This is a genomic window from Pseudomonas sp. LBUM1656, assembly GCF_059716065.1.
The window spans coordinates 4,843,522-4,860,900 of the sequence record NZ_CP166800.1; the positions used below are offsets into that span (position 1 = coordinate 4,843,522).

The 17,379-nt window shown below is 57.7% G+C and carries 22 protein-coding genes and 1 pseudogene; 15 read left to right on the forward strand and 8 right to left on the reverse strand.

The genetic code is table 11. The annotated features are described in order from the left end of the window. Positions 1 to 6 precede the first annotated feature (6 nt). The 3 genes from ACA072_RS21820 (at position 7) to ACA072_RS21830 (ending at position 2,696) form a co-directional block, all read left to right on the forward strand. On the forward strand, positions 7 to 540 hold the full coding sequence (locus ACA072_RS21820) for a BRO-N domain-containing protein (RefSeq protein ID WP_497620506.1): 534 nt from the start codon (positions 7 to 9) through the stop codon (positions 538 to 540). A gap of 120 nt (positions 541 to 660) precedes the next feature. Continuing rightward, positions 661 to 1,374 (forward strand): HNH endonuclease, encoded by a 714-nt coding sequence (locus tag ACA072_RS21825; RefSeq protein ID WP_497620508.1) that lies wholly within the window; start codon positions 661 to 663, stop codon positions 1,372 to 1,374. 335 nt (positions 1,375 to 1,709) lie between these two features. After that, a complete protein-coding gene (locus tag ACA072_RS21830; RefSeq protein WP_497620509.1) occupies positions 1,710 to 2,696 on the forward strand; it encodes a hypothetical protein in 987 nt (328 codons plus the stop codon). 20 nt (positions 2,697 to 2,716) lie between these two features. Here the strand turns inward: ACA072_RS21830 and ACA072_RS21835 are convergent, their stop codons facing one another. Genes ACA072_RS21835 through ACA072_RS21845 form a run of 3 tightly spaced genes read right to left on the reverse strand, consistent with a single transcriptional unit; the run spans position 2,717 to position 4,652 of the window. Beyond that, complete coding sequence (locus tag ACA072_RS21835; RefSeq protein WP_497620511.1) at positions 2,717 to 3,412, reverse strand: DUF6933 domain-containing protein; 696 nt, start codon at positions 3,410 to 3,412, stop codon at positions 2,717 to 2,719. 30 nt (positions 3,413 to 3,442) lie between these two features. Beyond that, the gene (locus ACA072_RS21840) at positions 3,443 to 3,793 is read right to left on the reverse strand and encodes a hypothetical protein (RefSeq protein ID WP_497620512.1); all 351 of its coding nucleotides are present in this window, start codon (positions 3,791 to 3,793) and stop codon (positions 3,443 to 3,445) included. A gap of 43 nt (positions 3,794 to 3,836) precedes the next feature. Continuing rightward, the gene (locus ACA072_RS21845) at positions 3,837 to 4,652 is read right to left on the reverse strand and encodes a sulfite exporter TauE/SafE family protein (RefSeq protein ID WP_497620514.1); all 816 of its coding nucleotides are present in this window, start codon (positions 4,650 to 4,652) and stop codon (positions 3,837 to 3,839) included. Between the two features lie 112 nt (positions 4,653 to 4,764). On the opposite strand from ACA072_RS21845, the gene ACA072_RS21850 reads away from it, so the two are divergent. The 3 genes from ACA072_RS21850 to ACA072_RS21860 all read left to right on the forward strand — a co-directional run bounded on the left by ACA072_RS21850 (position 4,765) and on the right by ACA072_RS21860 (position 6,209). Further along, complete coding sequence (locus ACA072_RS21850; protein ID WP_497620516.1) at positions 4,765 to 5,532, forward strand: AraC family transcriptional regulator; 768 nt, start codon at positions 4,765 to 4,767, stop codon at positions 5,530 to 5,532. A 93-nt stretch (positions 5,533 to 5,625) separates the two neighbouring features. Continuing rightward, on the forward strand, positions 5,626 to 5,943 hold the full coding sequence (locus ACA072_RS21855) for a helix-turn-helix domain-containing protein (protein ID WP_131059705.1): 318 nt from the start codon (positions 5,626 to 5,628) through the stop codon (positions 5,941 to 5,943). Between the two features lie 11 nt (positions 5,944 to 5,954). Continuing rightward, positions 5,955 to 6,209, forward strand: a complete 255-nt coding sequence (locus tag ACA072_RS21860) for an XRE family transcriptional regulator (RefSeq protein WP_497620517.1) — start codon at positions 5,955 to 5,957, stop codon at positions 6,207 to 6,209. A 2-nt stretch (positions 6,210 to 6,211) separates the two neighbouring features. Here ACA072_RS21860 and ACA072_RS21865 read toward each other — a convergent pair whose 3' ends face one another. Further along, entirely contained in the window at positions 6,212 to 7,270 is a 1,059-nt protein-coding gene (locus ACA072_RS21865; protein WP_497620518.1) for an MBL fold metallo-hydrolase, read from the reverse strand. 216 nt (positions 7,271 to 7,486) lie between these two features. Here ACA072_RS21865 and ACA072_RS21870 point away from each other — a divergent pair, with 216 nt between their 5' ends. Both ACA072_RS21870 and ACA072_RS21875 read left to right on the forward strand, forming a co-directional pair. Next, complete coding sequence (locus tag ACA072_RS21870; RefSeq protein ID WP_497620519.1) at positions 7,487 to 8,095, forward strand: TetR/AcrR family transcriptional regulator; 609 nt, start codon at positions 7,487 to 7,489, stop codon at positions 8,093 to 8,095. A 139-nt stretch (positions 8,096 to 8,234) separates the two neighbouring features. After that, positions 8,235 to 8,774 (forward strand): DUF1003 domain-containing protein, encoded by a 540-nt coding sequence (locus ACA072_RS21875; protein ID WP_497620521.1) that lies wholly within the window; start codon positions 8,235 to 8,237, stop codon positions 8,772 to 8,774. A 7-nt stretch (positions 8,775 to 8,781) separates the two neighbouring features. Here ACA072_RS21875 and ACA072_RS21880 read toward each other — a convergent pair whose 3' ends face one another. Continuing rightward, the gene (locus tag ACA072_RS21880) at positions 8,782 to 9,723 is read right to left on the reverse strand and encodes a LysR family transcriptional regulator (RefSeq protein WP_497620522.1); all 942 of its coding nucleotides are present in this window, start codon (positions 9,721 to 9,723) and stop codon (positions 8,782 to 8,784) included. A gap of 15 nt (positions 9,724 to 9,738) precedes the next feature. Here ACA072_RS21880 and ACA072_RS21885 point away from each other — a divergent pair, with 15 nt between their 5' ends. Continuing rightward, positions 9,739 to 10,446: a CTP synthase C-terminal region-related (seleno)protein gene (locus ACA072_RS21885; RefSeq protein ID WP_497620523.1), complete on the forward strand. Its 708-nt coding sequence runs from the start codon at positions 9,739 to 9,741 to the stop codon at positions 10,444 to 10,446. Continuing rightward, on the forward strand, positions 10,443 to 10,766 hold the full coding sequence (locus tag ACA072_RS21890; protein ID WP_497620524.1) for an antibiotic biosynthesis monooxygenase family protein: 324 nt from the start codon (positions 10,443 to 10,445) through the stop codon (positions 10,764 to 10,766). Before ACA072_RS21885 ends, ACA072_RS21890 begins: the two co-directional genes overlap by 4 nt. Positions 10,767 to 10,891: 125 nt before the next feature. On the opposite strand, the gene ACA072_RS21895 is transcribed toward ACA072_RS21890, so the two are convergent. After that, on the reverse strand, positions 10,892 to 11,218 hold the full coding sequence (locus tag ACA072_RS21895; protein ID WP_497620526.1) for a DUF2025 family protein: 327 nt from the start codon (positions 11,216 to 11,218) through the stop codon (positions 10,892 to 10,894). Positions 11,219 to 11,453: 235 nt separating this feature from the next. On the opposite strand from ACA072_RS21895, the gene ACA072_RS21900 reads away from it, so the two are divergent. From ACA072_RS21900 to ACA072_RS21915, 4 genes and pseudogenes are all read left to right on the forward strand, one after another. Next, on the forward strand, positions 11,454 to 12,581 hold the full coding sequence (locus tag ACA072_RS21900) for a glycerophosphodiester phosphodiesterase (RefSeq protein WP_497620528.1): 1,128 nt from the start codon (positions 11,454 to 11,456) through the stop codon (positions 12,579 to 12,581). Positions 12,582 to 12,800: 219 nt separating this feature from the next. Further along, positions 12,801 to 13,106 (forward strand): PepSY domain-containing protein, encoded by a 306-nt coding sequence (locus tag ACA072_RS21905; protein ID WP_497620530.1) that lies wholly within the window; start codon positions 12,801 to 12,803, stop codon positions 13,104 to 13,106. Positions 13,107 to 13,240: 134 nt separating this feature from the next. Next, positions 13,241 to 13,373 (forward strand): annotated as a pseudogene (locus ACA072_RS21910) (sensor histidine kinase); the annotation flags it as partial. A gap of 11 nt (positions 13,374 to 13,384) precedes the next feature. Further along, complete coding sequence (locus ACA072_RS21915; RefSeq protein ID WP_497625029.1) at positions 13,385 to 13,552, forward strand: ATP-binding protein; 168 nt, start codon at positions 13,385 to 13,387, stop codon at positions 13,550 to 13,552. Positions 13,553 to 13,561: 9 nt separating this feature from the next. Here ACA072_RS21915 and ACA072_RS21920 read toward each other — a convergent pair whose 3' ends face one another. Next, positions 13,562 to 13,927 (reverse strand): hypothetical protein, encoded by a 366-nt coding sequence (locus ACA072_RS21920; RefSeq protein WP_497620531.1) that lies wholly within the window; start codon positions 13,925 to 13,927, stop codon positions 13,562 to 13,564. Between the two features lie 316 nt (positions 13,928 to 14,243). Further along, complete coding sequence (locus ACA072_RS21925; protein WP_497620533.1) at positions 14,244 to 15,866, reverse strand: methyl-accepting chemotaxis protein; 1,623 nt, start codon at positions 15,864 to 15,866, stop codon at positions 14,244 to 14,246. A 423-nt stretch (positions 15,867 to 16,289) separates the two neighbouring features. Between ACA072_RS21925 and ACA072_RS21930 the strand changes: the two genes are divergently transcribed. Next, positions 16,290 to 17,312 carry a transporter gene (locus ACA072_RS21930; protein WP_497620535.1) on the forward strand — a complete coding sequence of 341 codons (1,023 nt, stop codon included), beginning with the start codon at positions 16,290 to 16,292 and terminating at the stop codon, positions 17,310 to 17,312. Positions 17,313 to 17,379 lie beyond the last annotated feature (67 nt).

The window sequence follows — 17,379 nt, forward strand, 5'->3', positions numbered from 1 at the left end:
CTTGCCATGTCTGACCCATACATCCCCACCGTCTTCATTCGCCAAAACCTGGACCTTCACGCCCTCCTCCTCGAAAACCAGCCATGGTTCTGTGCCCGAGATCTGGGTCGCTTGATGGGTTTCCACTTGAACGATCGAGTGGTCGGCAAACTGGATGAAGATCAGCGGCACACCTTGCTGATCGACTACCACGGCCAACCGGAAAAACGGCTGATGCTCAGCGAGTCCGGCGTCTATGCGTTGTTGGTCTATCACTACGCGCCGGGGAATCGGTTATTGCGCGAGTGGTTAACTCATCAAGTGGTGCCAGCCTTGCGCGATGCGGGGCCGTTGAAGAATGCGGATCGACCTATGTTGAGTTTGTTGGATTGGCCGGAGATGTCGCTGAGTCTGTTGCATTGGCAGGATGAAGGCTGGATTCGGCTGAGGGATATGCCTTATCTGTTGCTGAATCGCACACGGCGTCGGGTGCCGGTGGTTAAGCCTTGGTGGCGGAGGGTTTTGGAGGTTTTTCAATCGTCGAAGCATTCAGTGGGTTAGCGCAACGGTGTCTTTGTAGGATCGCTTGAGCGATGCGTCGGTCTTTTCTGTAGGAATTTTCGTAGACAGTCGTAATGGCCACTCAGTATCGTCCGAGGGTTTTCAGCCCTCGGCGATTTTATGGACACGGAAAAGAGCAGCAGCGATTGGACTGACATTGAGATTCAGGCCGCTGTAGACGCCTATCTCAGCATGTTGTCCCGCGAGCAGAGCGGTCAGAAAGTCGTTAAGACTGAGGAGAACCGCATCCTGCGTGAGGGAGCCTTAGCCGGTCGGACCAAAGGTTCGGTTGAGTTTCGGATGCAGAACATCTCTACCGTTCTGGAGGAGTTGGGTCGAGCTCGCATTGCGGGCTACAAACCCGCCAAGAATGTCGGCGCGAATGTTGCTCGTAGCATTCTTAGAGCGCTCGGCACTTCAAGCATTTTGATACCCGAAGATTTTGCTCCGACTGCGGACGAGGCAGAACTGGAGCAACGAGCTGCCAAACTCGAACGGCAACCGATTCTCGATGTGCCGAAAGGGATTAAAAACCCCGTACAGATTCAGTCCAGCGGAAAGTCCTACGTTCGCGATCCAGTGTTAAGGGCTTGGGTTCGTCAGCAGGCTGACGGCAAATGCGAAGGCTGTCGCAACCCTGCTCCGTTTGAAAAGGATGGTCGACCGTTTCTTGAGGTGCATCACGTAAAGCACTTGGCGCAAGACGGTACGGATCTTTGGACGAATGTTGTGGCGCTATGCCCCAACTGTCACCAGCGTTGTCACCACTCAAGTGATAAAGATGACTTCACGGAGTCGCTGTATCAGACGGTAGGGCGGTTGGAGCGCGAGTAACGGAACTGCATTGAATCTGTGGCAAGGGAGCTTGCTCCCGTTCGGCTGCGAAGCAGTCACCAAGCAAACAACTCGATCTGCCTGATGCGTCGCGTTCACCGGGTTTGTGGCTGCTGCGCAGCCTAGCGGGAGCAAGCTCCCTCGCCACAGTGAGTCGCTCGCTAACGAATCGCGCTGGGTAGATAGACCGAGTCGACGTCGGGAATCGCGAGCAGGCTCGCTCCCATGGGTTTGGTGGGTTGCCGCAGATTTTGCGGTGTGTTGAAAACATTCAGTGCAACCCGCCCCGCCTCCCGCTATTAATACCCTTCCCCCCTCAAGGACCCGAGCCCGCCATGAAATTCGACCTCGCCTACTGCCTCAGCCTCGACGACAAGCTGTCGATCTATGACGTGCGCGATCTCAATTTCGACGAAACCATGAAGTTCGATTCCGCCAAGGAACACTTCCAATGTCCTAATGACGCATGCAGGGCGGCGTTCGATGGGTTGAATGTGCTGACCACGTTCAACGCCAAGAACGTGAATTACGTGCGCACCCCGCACTTCAAGAACACGCCCAGCACCCGGCATGTGGCGGATTGTCCTTATGTCAGTCTCAAGGCGTCGGCGTCAGGTGTGGACGCGGACGGTGCGGAAACGGATGACAGTCGCGAGGAGCATTTCCCGTCGGAGTTGTTGCTGACTCGGCGTGAGTATGTGCGTAAGCCGTCGAACCCGGCGGTGGCGGCGGATGTGGTGCGGGACGATCCGAAGCCAACCAGTGTGGCTAGCAACACAGAGCACCCGAGCCATGAAACAGCGCCGGACAAGACCAGTGTCTTCGCCCACCCGGTGGAGTGTTTTGTATCGAACTTCGAGGACAAGGACCTGCTCAAGCGCATGCCGCTGAAGGTTGGCGAGCACACGGCGCCTTACGGGTCGTTCTTCAAGAAGATCGAATACCTGACGGACAACAAGGGGCTGATTTACTGGGGCAAGATCAAGGAGATCAAGGATTACACGCAAAGCTTTCGCATCGATTTCGAGCAGAAGGTCTGGTTCAAGCAGGCGGACGAGGCGAAGAAGAAGCCGTATTCAGTCAACGTTTACCTGAGCAAGAAGCTGATCGAGAACTACCGCAAGCGCAAAGCGTTTCTGGAAGAGATCAAGCACGCCATCGACAGTGAGGCGCAGTTGTATTGCTTCTTTTATGGCGTGACGCCGGAGTTGAAGCAGGTGCCGAGCAAGAAAAACCCCGAGCAGACGTTCGGGGTGTTCAGTGCGGATATTGAGAACCTGGATCACTTTATTATTAGGGAGGCGCCGGGGCTTAAGAGTTAAAAGGCAGGATCACGAACGGCTCATTGCGCTTCGAGATATTGCTGCCTTTCAAACGCCCATATCTCCCGTTTCACTTCCATGCGCCGCTCACGGGCTGCCTGAACCGCAGCCTCATCCAGACCGCCATAACGGCGCAACCAGTGAACGATCATTTCCTCATCGGGATAGTAATAATCCTTGTGCCCTTTGCTGCCTCTCGGGGTGTCGTTCATATCCCCATCGAAGCGACCGGCCGAAAACTCGTCCGAAGGCAACGTACCCCATTCGGCGGCGCAGTCCTCAAATATCCAGGCGATTTCATTGAGGTGTTTTTGCGCACCGCGATGACCGCGTTTGTAAAACACGTACTCCCCGCAACTCTTCAGGAAACGCTCCATCATCGGCTCGTCATCGATCCAGCGAAGGATGTCGTGCTGCATCGCATGGCGCATCAGCCCGTTTATCCAACGCTCGGCAAAACGATGAACAAAACCGTCGATATCCGCTTTTTTCGCGTCGGCGAAAATCATGCAATATCGGGTTTGCACGTGGATGACTAACAATACGTGTTTGCGTTGTACGGTGATGGCGTGGACCAGCCACTGTTCTGCGTATTCGACTGGCTCATCGTCCTCGATAACGGGCGACGGCGGTTTCTGCACAGGCGTGATTGTTTTGCCCTTGTGGACACGACTAAAAAATTTGCTGGCCGCTTCGGTGCAATTGAAGATCAACATCCTGGCTCTCTGGTCAATGTTTGAAAAATGCTATGAGTCTGTAGCCCATTCGATCTCATAAGGCTGGCGAACAGCGTCAGAAATTCGCTGTCGTAATTCTTCGCTCAGAACTGACAACTCCTCATCGCTGAGCAGGTCATACGCGACCATTAACATCAAAGACAACGAGGCCTCTGAGCGTCTACCTGTGTTGAATGCACTCGCCAAATCCTTGTCCCGACTTCGCATCAGGCGATAGAGCGTACGGTATCGCGCATGAGCTGATAAAGATTCGTTTTGAGCGATGGTCTGGGCGTTAGCAAGTACGCCTTGGCAGAAGCGGTCCAGCGCCAGTTCGTGGAGTTCCTGGTACTTCTTCCAGTCACTGTCGGATATCGACATGGCATCCTCCTTTACTAGATTTGAGCGATGCCGCGCAGCGGACTTAACGTACCGTCATGCTCAGCATCACGATTATCAACAATCCAATATAGACCCTGGCGTGTAACTGATCCGGAATCCGCCCAATCCAAGGCGTGGCCAATCGAATCCCCACCAACGATCCCATCGTCAACACCGCAAACGCCAGCAGATCCACATAGCCGATAAACCACGATCCCAGATCAAACTCGGTGAACCCCGCCATCGCCATGTAAGTCACCGTTCCGGCCAGCGCCACGGGCAGGCTTAGCGGATTGGCCATGGACGTCGCCTGACTCATGCTCAACCCGCATCGACGCAACAACGGCACGGTCATGACGCTGCCACCCACGCCAAGAAACGTCGCGATAACGCCGATTCCTACGCCGCCGCCAGACACTTCCGCCCTTCCCAATCGCCGTGGGATTGCGGTGTCGGACGCTGTCAGAAAACCACGTCGAAAAAGGCAATCCACAATGGTCACGCCCAGGTACGCGATGAAGGCATAACGAATTATCTCGCCACTTACCCACATCGCGGCGACCGCTCCAACCACCGCGCCCAATCCGATGAATCCACTCAAAGGCCACAGGTAATGGCGAATGAGATTACCCGCGCGGTGATGTTTTCCTGTGGCGACCATAGCGTTAACGATCATCACGCACGTCGAAGTCGCCACGGCAATGTGCATCGCCGATTGGCCGATCGGGTCATCGGCACCATGGCTAACCACGAGCATGCGATAAAGCAATGGCACCACAACAAAGCCGCCGCCAAAGCCGAACAACACCGCAGTAACGCCAGTCATGCAGCCAAATAATCCCAGCAAGAGATAAAACATCACGCGTCGTCCATTGATTGAGAGCGGTGGACAATAGAGCGATGCGCCTTGGCCTGCTTCAGCAAGTCAGCCAATAATGTTCGCGTTTACGCCAACTGCTGGAAGCCGCTCAATGCGCAACATTTCGATCAATCTGCTGGATGACACCCCGCGCTCGGTGGTGGCGATCGGTACGGATTATTCCCACGGCCATGTGTTGCCCCGTCATACACATCGGCGGGCACAACTCCTGTACGGCGCCACGGGGGTGATGCAGGTCAGCACGCACGACGGCAATTGGGTGGTGCCGCCGCAGCGGGCGGTGTGGATTCCGGCGGAGGTGGCGCATGAAGTGTTGATGCTGGGGGTGAGCACGCGCAGTTTGTACATCGAACCTGGCGCGGTTGATCTGGGGCCGCGTTGCCAGGTCATCAGTGTGTCGCCGTTGATGCGTCACTTGCTGATGGAGGCGGTGGAAGTCCCGCTGGTGTATGACGAGACCGGGCGCGATGGCGCGTTGATCCACTTGTTGCTGCATGAACTGGCGCGCAGTGCTCACTTGCCGTTGCACATTCCTTTACCGATCGATGCGCGGTTGCTGGGGTTGTGCCAAGGCTTTTTGCAGCGGCCCGATGCGCATCAATCGCCGCAGCAATGGGCTGATCAGTTGCACATCAGCCTGCGCACGTTTAATCGGCTGTTCCGCCAACAGACTGGCCTGAGTTTCAGCCAATGGCGCCAGCGGGCCTGCGTGGTACTGGCCCTGGCGCGGTTGGCGGCGGGGATACCGGTGACGCGGATTGCACTGGATTTCGGCTATGACAGCCCGGCGGCATTCTCGACCATGTTTCGCCGCGTATTAGGGCAGGCACCGTCCGTCTGGATGGAGGGGGCGACATAGCAAAAATCAAAAAATGAGTTTGATCCGGGCGCAAAACAACTGTACAAAACAACAGTACTTTTTGGATTAGCACTCTCGAGCCCGGAGAACACCATGGCCTCTCTTGCGATGAAAATCACCCTGGAACGTATCGCCCTTTTCCAATTCACCCCGGCCCACTGTGCCCAGGCCCGAGCGATGCTGGGTTGGAGTGTGGAAGAGCTCTCGGAGGAATCCGGAGTCTCCGTGGACGCCATTCTGCGATTTGAGGACGAACGCGATGTACTGGATGTCACCCGACTGGCGTTGGCGTATCGGTTTGAATCGGAGGGGTTGGTGTTCTTCCCGGGATTTGCGCCGGGTCGAGGGATGAATATTAAAGGTTCGACGCCTGATCCGGTGGGTCGGGCGGACTACGCGATGGTTGAGTGAGGTGTCAGCAGATGAATGGAATCAATGAATGCGACAGGCGCGGTAATCCGTCTTCGGGTGCCGATGGGAGGGAGATGAGGGCCAAAGCCGAATACCTCATGAAGATCGGGATGCTCCTCGACACCGGTCAGTTGGGTAAGGCGGAAGCGGCGCAAAGGCTTGGGCTGTCAGCAGGGGAACTGGATGAAATTCTCGCCGGGAACGTACGTGATCTGACCGTAGCGAAGATCGCGGGCCGCTCCATGGCGAGTGGCCCGACGATTTAGGATCAAGCGTTCTGAGTGGCGACCTGACCGTCTTCATCTTCCAGTCCGGACCACCAGGTATTTCCTCGCTGCGGATACATGACGTTGAACGCCTCACCCATTTGCGGTGTGGTGATCGACACATTGCGTTCCCAGGCCAATGCGAGGATCCGGTCGAAGGGCTCGAACCAGGCGTGCATCGACAAATCGAAGGTGCCGTTGTGAATCGGCAATAACCAGCGTCCTTTGAGGTCGATGTGCGCTTGCAGGGTTTCTTCAGGCTGCATGTGAACGTGCGGCCACTCGACGTTATAGGCGCCGGTTTCCATGAGGGTCAGGTCGAACGGGCCGTACTGTTCGCCGATGCGTTTGAAGCCATCGAAATAACCGCTGTCGCCGCTGAAGAAGATGCGCGTGTCGCCGTCGATCATCACCCACGAGGCCCAGAGCGTGCTGTTGCCATCGAACAGGCCGCGACCGGAGAAGTGCTGCGACGGTGTGGCGATGAACTGCATGCCATCGACTTCCGTGCCTTGCCACCAATCCAGTTGGCGCACTTTGCTGGCTTCGACACCCCACTTGATCAGGGTGTCGCCCACGCCCAGTGGCGTCAGGAAGTACTTGGCCTTGTCCGCCAGTTTGAGCACGGCTTGATAATCGAGGTGGTCGTAGTGGTCGTGCGACAGGATCACCGCTTCGATCGACGGCAATTCTTCGAGGCTGATTGGCGGCTGGTGGAAACGTTTCGGACCCGCCCACTGTACTGGGGAGGCGCGTTCGGCGAAGACCGGGTCGGTGATCCAGAATTTGTCCCGCAGCTTCAGCAGTACGGTGGAGTGACCGAGGCGATAGACGCTGTGGTTGGGTGCAGCGATCAGCGCTGCCTGCGTCAGGGTTTGCACCGGGACGGGCGCTGTCGGGCGAGTGTTGCGCGGTTTGTGGAAGATCATGTTCCACATGATGCGCACCATTTTCCGAAAGCCTTCACGTTGCACCGGCGCATGATTGCGAAAGTGCCCTTCTGCCTGACGGGAGGCTTCAGGCGTGGAGGCGTTGTCCGTAGGGGAAATTGAGTTGGCCATGTCTGAGTAACTCCTGAAAAACCGCACAAAGCGGTATTTCACGGTGGGACGATAATAATGGCCAAAGCACGCACGCATCAGCCGAAGACTCTATTTTTCCCTGTGCAGGATTAACAAAACATTACACTGCACAGTGTAGTTTCAAGGTTGCATCAAACCCGATCACAAGTAAACTGCTGAGTGTAATTCTCTTTATCTGCCTGCCGAAGCGTACTTATGACAGCTCCACAGCGCCTCACCGACCGTAAACGCGAAGCCATCATCCTGGCGGCGATTGCCGAGTTCCGTGCCAACGGTTTCGACATCACCAGCATGGACAAGATCGCCGCCACCGCCGGCGTGTCGAAGCGCACGGTGTACAACCACTTTCCCAGCAAGGAAGAGTTGTTCGCTGAAATCCTCAATCAATTGTGGGCGCGGGTAACCGCGTCGCAGGAAACGGCCTACCGCCCTGACCTGCCGCTGCGCGATCAAATGAGCCTGATGTTGAAGGCGAAATTGCAGATGCTGGGGGATGACAATTTCCTCGACCTGGCGCGTGTGGCGATCGCCGCGACCATCCATTCTCCCGAGCGCGCGCAAAACATGGTTGCCCGAATGGGAGAACGCGAAGAAGGCCTGACCGTGTGGATCCGCGCCGCTCAGGCAGACGGTCGATTGAAACCGGTAGACCCCGAATTTGCCGCACAGCAGATTCACGGAATGCTCAAATCCTTTGCATTCTGGCCGCAGATTTCCATGGGGCTCCCGGCGCTGTCGGTCGAGATGCAGAGCACCGTGGTGGAGTCGGCGCTGGACATGTTCCTGGCGTGTTATCAGCGCTGAATCGAGCTGCAAGAAATGACAATCTCTTCCGGCAGTACCATCACCGGTCGTGCTGAGCAAATCGCTGCAATGTGTTTCAAAGTGAAACCGACGCTGGGGCTATAGTGAGCTTCAGTCCCAGCGCCCAGCAGAGAGCATCATGACCACCTCGACCCACGAAACCACACCCGCCGCTCCCGTCGATCACCTGCGTTTTCACCGCGCTCATGCCCACTTGGCGCCGACGTTCGGCAGCGACAAGTTTGCCCTGCGCGCCGAAGCCTTTGCGCGGTTCTTCGGCACGCCGACCTTTCTGGGCGCCCAGACGCTGATTGTGGTGCTTTGGGTGTGTCTCAACATCTTTGGCGTGACCCACTTCGACGTTTATCCGTTCATCCTGCTCAACCTGGCCTTCAGCCTGCAATCGGCTTACGCCGCCCCGCTGATTTTGTTGGCCCAGACCCGCCAGGCGGCGCGGGACAAAGCCCAGTCCGACGCCGACGCCCTGCACCGGGAATCCCTCGCGGTAGCCAACACCGAACGTCAGGCACAAGCGGCGCAGAACACCGCGCAACTAATGGCCTTGCTCGAGCAGAACACCCGGCTGACGGAATTGACCAAGACCCTGACTGAACGCATCGAAAACCTGACGTCGGAAATGCATCAGCACTTCGTGCTCAAAGATCAGCCGAAGGTTTAACGCCCGGTCACGGCAATCGAAGCGCTCGCCCCAGCTCATCGAACAACGTCACCACCGAGCGCAACGCTCGGCAGTCCGGACGAGTGAGCAACCAGAGCGCGGTGTCGTAGCCGTGCAACGGGCCGGTCAACGGCTGCAACTCGTCACCGATCAAAAAGTCCGGCAACGCCGCGACGCCCAATCCGGCCCGCACCAACTCGGTCACCGACAGCATGCTGTTGCAGCGATAACTCGGCGTAACCCCGGGCAATTGCTGGCGCCGCCAGGCAATGGTGGGATGGTCGGGAAGAAAGTCATCCGGCGCGATCCAGGTCAGTGAGGCCAAGTCTTCGGGATCGACTGATTTCAAGTACGCCGCACTGGCACAAACCCGATAGGAAATATCCGCCAGACGTCGACCGACCAGGTGTTCAGGCGGCGTGCGGGTGAGGCGCAGGGCGATATCGGCATCGCGGCGGCTGAGATTGGCAAAGTCGTTTGAGGTGCTCAGTTCGATGGTAAGCGCCGGGTAGGACGGCATGAACTGCGCCAGCGCGGGCAGCAGCAACCCTTGCAGAACAGAATCCGTACAGGTCAACCGCACCGTGCCGCTGACGACTTCGCCCCCCTGCTCCACACCAATGCGCGCCGCTTCCAGCGCTTGTTCCGCCCGTTCAGCTTGCTCGGCCATGCTCTGTGCGAGCGTGGTCGGCAGGTAGCCGGCGCGGCTCTTTTCGAACAGTTGCTGACCCAGCGCGGCTTCCAGTCGGCGAACGGCGCGAAACACCGTTGAAACGTCGACCTTCAACAACGCCGACGCCCGGGCCAGAGAGCCGCCACGCACCAGGGCAAGAATCAGCGCCAAATCCGGGTAGTCGAGTCGATAGTGCGTTGCTGCATTGATCACTTGGGATAACGCCAATATTGAATGCGTGAACGCCAATCTATAGTGGGTACCAGGAATCAACAAGCGTCGAGATCACTCATGGAAACCACCGCAATTCGCATCGCCCTGATCGGTGACTACGACCCACAGGTCACCGCCCACCAAGCCATTCCCGTCGCCCTCGGGATGGCGGCCGAACAGCTGAACGTTGAGGTGCAATTCCAGTGGCTGGCCACCGACCACATCAACGCCGCCACCCCTTTACAACACTTCGACGGTTTCTGGTGCGTGCCCGCCAGCCCTTACCGCGACATGGACGGCGCGTTGCGGGCGATTCGTTTTGCCCGAGAACAACAGCGACCGTTCCTCGGCACCTGCGGCGGCTTCCAACACGCGGTGCTTGAGTTCGCTCGAAACGTACTGGGTTGGGAAGACGCCGAGCATGGCGAAACCCATCCCGATGCCGCGCGCGCGTTACTCACGCCGCTGGCCTGTTCCTTGGTGGAAGCAACGGACCGCATTCACCTGGTTGAAGGCTCGTTGATCGCCAAGGCGTACGAAAGCGCTGAGATCGCCGAGGGATATCGCTGCCGCTATGGCGTGAATCCGGACTTCGAACATGGGTTATTGGCGCAACAGCTGTGCGCCGTTGGCCATGACTCCACCGGCGACCTGCGAGCGGTGGAACTTAAAGGGCATCTCTTCTTCGTCGCCACCCTGTTCCAGCCTGAACGTGCCGCGCTCAAAGGCACCCTACCGCCGCTGGTCCGCGCCTTGATCGAAGCCTGCAAAAGGCAAAAATCATGATTGCCGATACGCCATCGGCGCCTTACTACGCGGTGATTTTTACTTCGCTGCGCACCGACGGCGATCACGGTTACGCCGAAGCCGCCGAGCGCATGGTGGAACTGGCCCGTGAGCAGCCAGGGTTTCTGGGTGTGGAATCAGCTCGGGGCGAGGATGGGCTGGGGATTACGGTTTCTTACTGGGCCAGCGAGGCGGCGATATTGGCTTGGAAGCATCATCCGGAGCACAGTGAGATTCGTGAGCGTGGGCGGTCGACGTGGTATTCGGCGTGTCATACGCGGGTGTGCAGGGTTGAGCGGCCGTATGCGTTCAAGCGGTAAAAAATGCGGCGTTCTTTAGGCCGCCATCGCTAGCAGGCTAGCTCCCACAGGGGATATGTGTCGTACACAACACCAATGTGGGAGCTAGCCTGCTAGCGATGAGGCCAGCACAAACACTACAAAGCTCAGCCCTGAACAAGACTCCGAACCGCCGAAATCTCCGGCACTTCCCGCCGATTCATGTACACCCGCAACGGCTCGGTCACATTGATCCGGTCATCGATATTCTGATCCAGCAACAATTGAATCAGCTCACGCTTAAGCGTCATGGCCTGCCCCGGTCCCGGCGCCCAGACAAATTCACTCGTAGGAATAATCCCGTCATCAGCCACGTCCATGCCAAACGAGTCTTCGCTGAAACGCACGATGTAGTGGCCGGTTTTGCGATTGAGGCCGACGAAGCCTTTGAGTTGGTCGGCGGCCTGGCAGATAAGCTCGGAAGTGATGCGCATATAAACCTCACAAAAGGTCGTTACCGACCGGTGAACGATGGTTTACACGCAAGGTTTAGCACTCGGATTTCCCTCTGCCGGGGAAACGCCTGGGCCAAGAGTACTGCAAAGAACTGCACAAAAGCGCTGAAAAAATCTGCTTTAAACACGTTTATGTCGGTCTGGCGATAGCGCTGGCGGCGCTCAGTTGTTAAAAGAGACGTCTTTGAAAACTCAACGCGAAAGGACCTCGACCATGCCTGTTACCTTCACCAAAAGCGCCCTGCTGCTGAGCATGCTGCTCGGCTTCGGCCAGGCACAGGCCGCCAACGAGCCCAGCCCGACCGCTTTGGCGACCCGTTTGGGCATCCCGCATCCGGCAGTGATCGCCCACCGCGGCGCCTCCTTCGATGCACCGGAATCCACCGCCGCCGCCTATAAACTGGCCCGCGATCTGGGCGCCGACTACCTGGAAATGGACCTGCAACGCAGCAAGGACGGCGTGTTGTTCGCCCTGCACGACAACAACCTGCAACGCACCACCGACGTCGCCAGCAAATTCCCCGATCGCAAGGACAGCCCGGCCAACGCGTTCACCATCGCCGAACTGAAAACCCTGGATGCCGGCAGCTGGTTCAACACCGCGTACCCGGATCGCGCGCGGCCGTCTTTCGTCGGCCTGAAGATTCTGACCCTCGACGAAATCATCGACATCGCCCAGGGCAATCCGCTGCACAAGCCCGGCCTGTACATTGAAACCAAAGAGCCGAAGCAATTCCCCGGTATCGAAAGTGACCTCAAGGATAAATTGCAGGATCGCGGCTGGCTGAGTCCGGCGGGTTCCAAACTGGCGAAAAGCAATCTGGCGGTCGGCCAGGGCAAAGGCAAAGTCGTGCTGCAAACCTTCGAGAAGAGCAGCCTCGAATTGCTTGAGAAGGAAATGCCACAGGTGCCGAAAATTCTGTTGCTGTGGGTCGGCGAAGGCAGTATCGAACCGAAATCCAAAGTGACGTTTGCCGAGTCCGGCGACAAGGACAAGGCGACTTACTACGCCAAGCAGGAACCGAAAGACAAAGCCGAATTCCAGCAGTGGGTCGAGTACGCCAAGGCACAGGGTGCGATCGGCACCGGTCCTTCCGCCGCGTTGACCAAGGGTGGCGATCAAAGCTATTCGGACCTGGTGAAACCGTGGATGAACCAGTACACCCACGATCAGGGCCTGCTGGTGCACGTCTACACCATCGACGATGCGGTCGATTACCAGAAAGTCATGGACGCCGGCGTCGATGGCGTCTTTACCAACCGCGCCAGCGAATTGCTGAAGTTCTACAAACGCCCGGCGGCCGGGACGGTTGCGCAGTTGCTGCAGAACAACGGGTATTGACCAGTAGCTGACACGACACCGCGTCGACTTCTTCGCGGGCAAGCCTCGCTCCCACAAGATTTAGGGCAATCGCATCATTTGTGATCGACTCAAATCCTGTGGTAGCGAGGCTTGCCCGCGAAATCCTCCAAACGACACGGTCATTGGAATTAAGGCTGAGTTAAGTTGCCACAGTTAATCTGGCCCCACTTAAACAGATCACCCCAAGGAAAGAATCTTATGAAAGCCCTGACTGCCCTGTTCACCGCTGCTGCCCTGACCCTCACTGCTGGCCTGGCTCAGGCTGACGTCCGCGTCGACCAGATCCCTGAGCTGGTCAAGAGCGGCAAGATCAAGCCACTGGAATCAATGAACCAGGAGGCGCTGAAACTGCACCCGGGTGCGACCATCACCGACACCGACCTGGACAACCACTTCAATGGCTACGAATACGAAGTGGAACTGAAAACCGCTGACGGCAAAGAATTCGACGTGGACTTCGATGCCACCACCGGCAAAGTCCTGAGCGACAAGCAAGACACGTGATCCCCGTATAAAACAAAGCCGCACGATCTTCGGATCGTGCGGCTTTTTTGCATCTCGGATTAACGCAATGAAAGTGCGCCAGCGCGGCAGCCCGCCAGCATCCCTCGATGGCAGTTGCGCGGAGAACGATTGAAATGAGGAAAACGGCGGCAGCAGACATTGCCACGATCGGTTGGATCAGCGCAGTGCCGGCGATTCTTCTGGTGACCGGAGCTGACCGGGCTGCGCTTCACCGCAGTGGCGCGGGTCACCGAAGAGCCGAGGACGCGTGGTCCCATCTGTTCCCCCCCTACCCGCGACCGGCCAGCGGAACACTGCAGACCGGCCATGGGTTGGCGTTGAACATTGCCAGTCAGATTGCGCAGTCCCATGGCGGGCAACTCGACGTGAAATCAACTCCGCCCCATGGGACGGAGTTGATTTTTACGCTAGCTTTGACGCAGTGACGGAAGCCATTACGCCTCGATTTCGTTAGCGTGACTCAAGGACGATTGGCTGTTAAACAGCTCGACCTTGGCACGGAAAGAACTCGAGGTGGAGGTCGGTTCATCCAGATGCTCAATCTCGTAGCGAGCCTCCGATGTGCCAGTAACCATAGCCAGAGCCTCTTTGTCCAAAGCAATATGTATAGGGAAGAAATCACCTTCTCGATAGCGGTGAGTGCCGACCAAAATGTCGCCGAACCACACCTTGATTGTTTCGCCAATTTTGAAATCTCGTGCCGGAATGACGACTTTCGGAATCAGTGGGTTTGCTTGGTCAACGTATAAAACGACTTGTTGACCACAAACAACAGTCATAGGACTCAAGGACTCGGCCATCGCAACGCTCCTAATTATAAATGCTGGTGCCTACTCAGTTTGAACAGGCATGCCAGGACCTTATCTAGCGCTTGGAGAAAAAACCTGTCTACTGTCAGAAATTACAGGTAACCGCTAAATCAAACGCCTCGACTGCAGGTTTTCGATCAGCGGTCACTTGAGCCTGCACGACCTCAATTAGTTAAAAAGACTCTGGTTGATCGTATGGAGGTGATGCTGGCTATGGCAGCGTAATCCCATCATCGGCCTCGGCAATCCGCACTTGAAATAGACTGCGTGCCGACTCGGCTACCGACACGATACCCAGCCAATTCCCTTACGCGCTCAAACGCGCCGTGACTTCATTCAACTGCCCCGACAACCCGTGCAAATTGCGGCCGGCCGCTTCAGTTCGCTGCACGTTGTCCAGGTTGGTACTGGCGATGCTGGTGATTTCGGTGAGGTTGCGCGAGATGTCCTCGGCCACCGAGGTCTGCTCTTCGGCGGCGGTGGCGATCTGACGGTTCATGTCGCGAATGGCTTCTACGGCCTGGGTAATCCGCTCCAGCATGGCGCCGGCCTGGGTCACTTGCTCGACGCTTTCTTCACTGCGCGACTGACCGCTTTCAATCGCCTGAGCCGCGTCCACTGCACCGGTTTGCACCGTCTGGATGATCTGGTTGATCTCGATGATCGACGCCGCCGTGCGCTGGGCCAGGCTGCGTACTTCATCGGCCACCACGGCAAAACCGCGTCCGGCTTCACCGGCACGGGCCGCTTCGATCGCCGCGTTGAGCGCCAGCAGGTTGGTTTGTTCGGCGATGCCGCGGATCACTTCCAACACCTTGCCGATGCGTCCGCTGTCGGTTTCCAGTTGGCGGATGACCGTGGCGGTGTTGGCAATTTCGCCACGCATTTGGGTAATGGTGTGGATGGTGCCCTGCATGACTTTTTCGCCGTGTTGGGCGGACTGGTCGGCATCGTCGGCAGCACGTGCCGCATCGGCGGCGTGACGGGCGACTTCCTGTGCGGTGGCAGACATTTCGTTCATCGCCGTGGCCACCTGATCGGTGCGGTTGAACTGTTCGTTGGTGCCGCTGGCCATGAGGCCGGCGATCGAATTCAGCTCACCACTGGCACTGTCCAGATCCTTGGCGCTGCGCTGCAAACGGCTGAAGGTTTCAGCGAGGAAATCACGCAAGGTGTTGGCCGCAATCGCCAACTTGCCCAGCTCATCCTGACGGGTGCTGGCCACGCGCTCGGCAAACTTGCCCTGGCTGAGTTGCGCGACGTATTCGATCAGTTTGCGGATCGGCTCGACCAGGTTGCGGTTGACCAGCCACAGGCTCAACAGCCCGATCAACAGGCCCGAGGCAAGCATCACAATGATCCCCAGCAACACGGTGCGATCAGCGTCGGCGCTGATCAGCTTCGATTGCTCGGCACCCTGCTTGCGCAATTCGCTGACCAGTTCGCTCATCTGATCGCTGGTTGCACGGTCCACGCCTTTGACGGCCGCGTCGCCCGCCGTTGGGTCGGCACCGGCCGCCACGTACGCATCACGGCCCTTCTGATAGGCGGCGCCCAACAGACGGTGTTCGTCACGCAGGCGTTCGATGCGGGTCTTGAGTTGCGGCTCGATGCCCTTCTGCCCGGCCAGTTCACCGAGAATGCTCTGCACATCGCGCTGACGGTCTTCGAACTGCTTCCAGTATTTGTCCCGGTCAGCCGGTTGTTTGCCACGCAGCAGGACGTTTTTCCATTCCTGCACCTGCACTTTGAATTGCAGGTTGGCTTCGTCGATCAACTGCGAGGTGTGCAACGGGCCTTCGATCAGATTCGCGTAGCTCTGAACGCCGCCGGACAGAAAGTGAAAGCAGGCCAGGGCGATCAACAGCATCGCCAACAGGCTGCCGCTCAACAAGGCGAGGATTTGTGCTCTCAGGGATTTTTGCAGCATCGAGTGATACTCATGACAGGGGTGAGACACGCGGCAAACACAGCGTGAAAGGTGTCCGGACATCCCTGTCTGAAACTTGGCTCATGGCCGAAGCCGCGCAAGGTAACGTAAGCGAGATCGGCGTGCCAGAGCGGTTCTTGAATCAAATCCGACCACCGGTAGTGCAATCGTTTGCGGTTATTTTTTCGTCACAAAACCGTCATCCACAGTTGCGATGATGCGGCTCAAGTGAACCTGTAAAACCCGCCGTAACGCGACCTTGTAGCAGCTGGCGAAGCCTGCGTTCGGCTGCGCAGCAGTCGTCAAACCTGAGCACGCGGTCTTCCTGACGCAACGCATCGCCTGATTTCACGACTGCTGCGCAGCCGAACGCAGGCTTCGCCAGCTGCTACATAGCGCGATAGCGCCCCCTTGCGAGCCCTCATGAACCACAGCATCGACCAAAGCCATCGCGACCCGGACCTGTTCGGTCTGCTCTACGGTTTCAGTTTTCGCCCCGGCGAGCGTGGTCGGGAGATCGATTCGGCCAAGGCGTTGCAATGCCTGCAACAGCCGGACGAGGGTGAGGAATTTCTTTGGTTGCACCTTAACCTCGCGCATGCCGCGTGCGAGCGCTGGATGAAAAGCCATCTGGAACTGCCGGACGAGTTTTTCGAAGCCTTGCACGAAGGCTCTCGATCCACGCGCATCGAGCATGTCGATTCGGCGTTGCTGGCGGTGGTCAACGACGTGGTGTTCAACCTCAGCAGCATGGTTTCATCCGATGTATCGACGCTGTGGGTCTGTGCCCGCAGTCGGCTGATCATCAGCGCGCGCCTGCAACCGCTGCACTCGGTGGACAAGCTGCGATCCTCGGTGAAGGCCGGCGAGTGCTTTCGTTCACCGCTGGAATTGCTGGTGCATCTGTTGCGCGATCAGGGCGAAGTGCTGACCCAGATCGTGCGCAAGACCAGCCTGAGCGTCGATCAGATCGAAGATGAGTTGCTCTCTTCGCGGTTGTCGACCAACCGTGCTGAACTCGGTGCCAATCGCCGGGTGCTGGTGCGTCTGCAACGGTTGTTGGCGCTGGAGCCGGGGTCGTTATTGCGATTGCTCAACCGGCCACCGCAATGGTTGCAGAAGGAGGACGTCAAGGAGTTGCGCAAGTCCACTGAGGAGTTCGCACTGATCATCAACGACCTCACGGCGCTCGGCGAGCGGATCAAGCTGTTGCAGGAAGAGATCGCCGCCAACCTCAATGAGCAGAGCAACCGCACGCTGTTCACCCTGACCGTGGTGACGGTGCTGGCGCTGCCGATCAACATCATTGCCGGTTTCTTTGGCATGAACGTGGGTGGGGTGCCGCTTTCGGGGGATCCGGAGGGGTTCTGGATTCTGGTGGCGCTGGTCGCGACGTTTACCGTGATTGCGGGGCGTTGGGCGTTTCGCAAGCGACAGGATTATTGAGCCTCCCACGCTGATCGTTCCCACGCTCCGCGTGGGAATGCATCCATTGACGCTCCGCGTCAACGCT

Coding starts and splice junctions, on each gene's coding strand:
- ACA072_RS21820 (WP_497620506.1), top strand. CDS start 7: ATGTCTGACCCATACATCCCCACCGTCTTCATTCGCCAAAACCTGGAC.
- ACA072_RS21825 (WP_497620508.1), top strand. CDS start 661: ATGGACACGGAAAAGAGCAGCAGCGATTGGACTGACATTGAGATTCAG.
- ACA072_RS21830 (WP_497620509.1), top strand. CDS start 1,710: ATGAAATTCGACCTCGCCTACTGCCTCAGCCTCGACGACAAGCTGTCG.
- ACA072_RS21835 (WP_497620511.1), bottom strand. CDS start 3,412: ATGTTGATCTTCAATTGCACCGAAGCGGCCAGCAAATTTTTTAGTCGT.
- ACA072_RS21840 (WP_497620512.1), bottom strand. CDS start 3,793: ATGTCGATATCCGACAGTGACTGGAAGAAGTACCAGGAACTCCACGAA.
- ACA072_RS21845 (WP_497620514.1), bottom strand. CDS start 4,652: ATGTTTTATCTCTTGCTGGGATTATTTGGCTGCATGACTGGCGTTACT.
- ACA072_RS21850 (WP_497620516.1), top strand. CDS start 4,765: ATGCGCAACATTTCGATCAATCTGCTGGATGACACCCCGCGCTCGGTG.
- ACA072_RS21855 (WP_131059705.1), top strand. CDS start 5,626: ATGGCCTCTCTTGCGATGAAAATCACCCTGGAACGTATCGCCCTTTTC.
- ACA072_RS21860 (WP_497620517.1), top strand. CDS start 5,955: ATGAATGGAATCAATGAATGCGACAGGCGCGGTAATCCGTCTTCGGGT.
- ACA072_RS21865 (WP_497620518.1), bottom strand. CDS start 7,270: ATGGCCAACTCAATTTCCCCTACGGACAACGCCTCCACGCCTGAAGCC.
- ACA072_RS21870 (WP_497620519.1), top strand. CDS start 7,487: ATGACAGCTCCACAGCGCCTCACCGACCGTAAACGCGAAGCCATCATC.
- ACA072_RS21875 (WP_497620521.1), top strand. CDS start 8,235: ATGACCACCTCGACCCACGAAACCACACCCGCCGCTCCCGTCGATCAC.
- ACA072_RS21885 (WP_497620523.1), top strand. CDS start 9,739: ATGGAAACCACCGCAATTCGCATCGCCCTGATCGGTGACTACGACCCA.
- ACA072_RS21890 (WP_497620524.1), top strand. CDS start 10,443: ATGATTGCCGATACGCCATCGGCGCCTTACTACGCGGTGATTTTTACT.
- ACA072_RS21895 (WP_497620526.1), bottom strand. CDS start 11,218: ATGCGCATCACTTCCGAGCTTATCTGCCAGGCCGCCGACCAACTCAAA.
- ACA072_RS21900 (WP_497620528.1), top strand. CDS start 11,454: ATGCCTGTTACCTTCACCAAAAGCGCCCTGCTGCTGAGCATGCTGCTC.
- ACA072_RS21905 (WP_497620530.1), top strand. CDS start 12,801: ATGAAAGCCCTGACTGCCCTGTTCACCGCTGCTGCCCTGACCCTCACT.
- ACA072_RS21920 (WP_497620531.1), bottom strand. CDS start 13,927: ATGGCCGAGTCCTTGAGTCCTATGACTGTTGTTTGTGGTCAACAAGTC.
- ACA072_RS21925 (WP_497620533.1), bottom strand. CDS start 15,866: ATGCTGCAAAAATCCCTGAGAGCACAAATCCTCGCCTTGTTGAGCGGC.
- ACA072_RS21930 (WP_497620535.1), top strand. CDS start 16,290: ATGAACCACAGCATCGACCAAAGCCATCGCGACCCGGACCTGTTCGGT.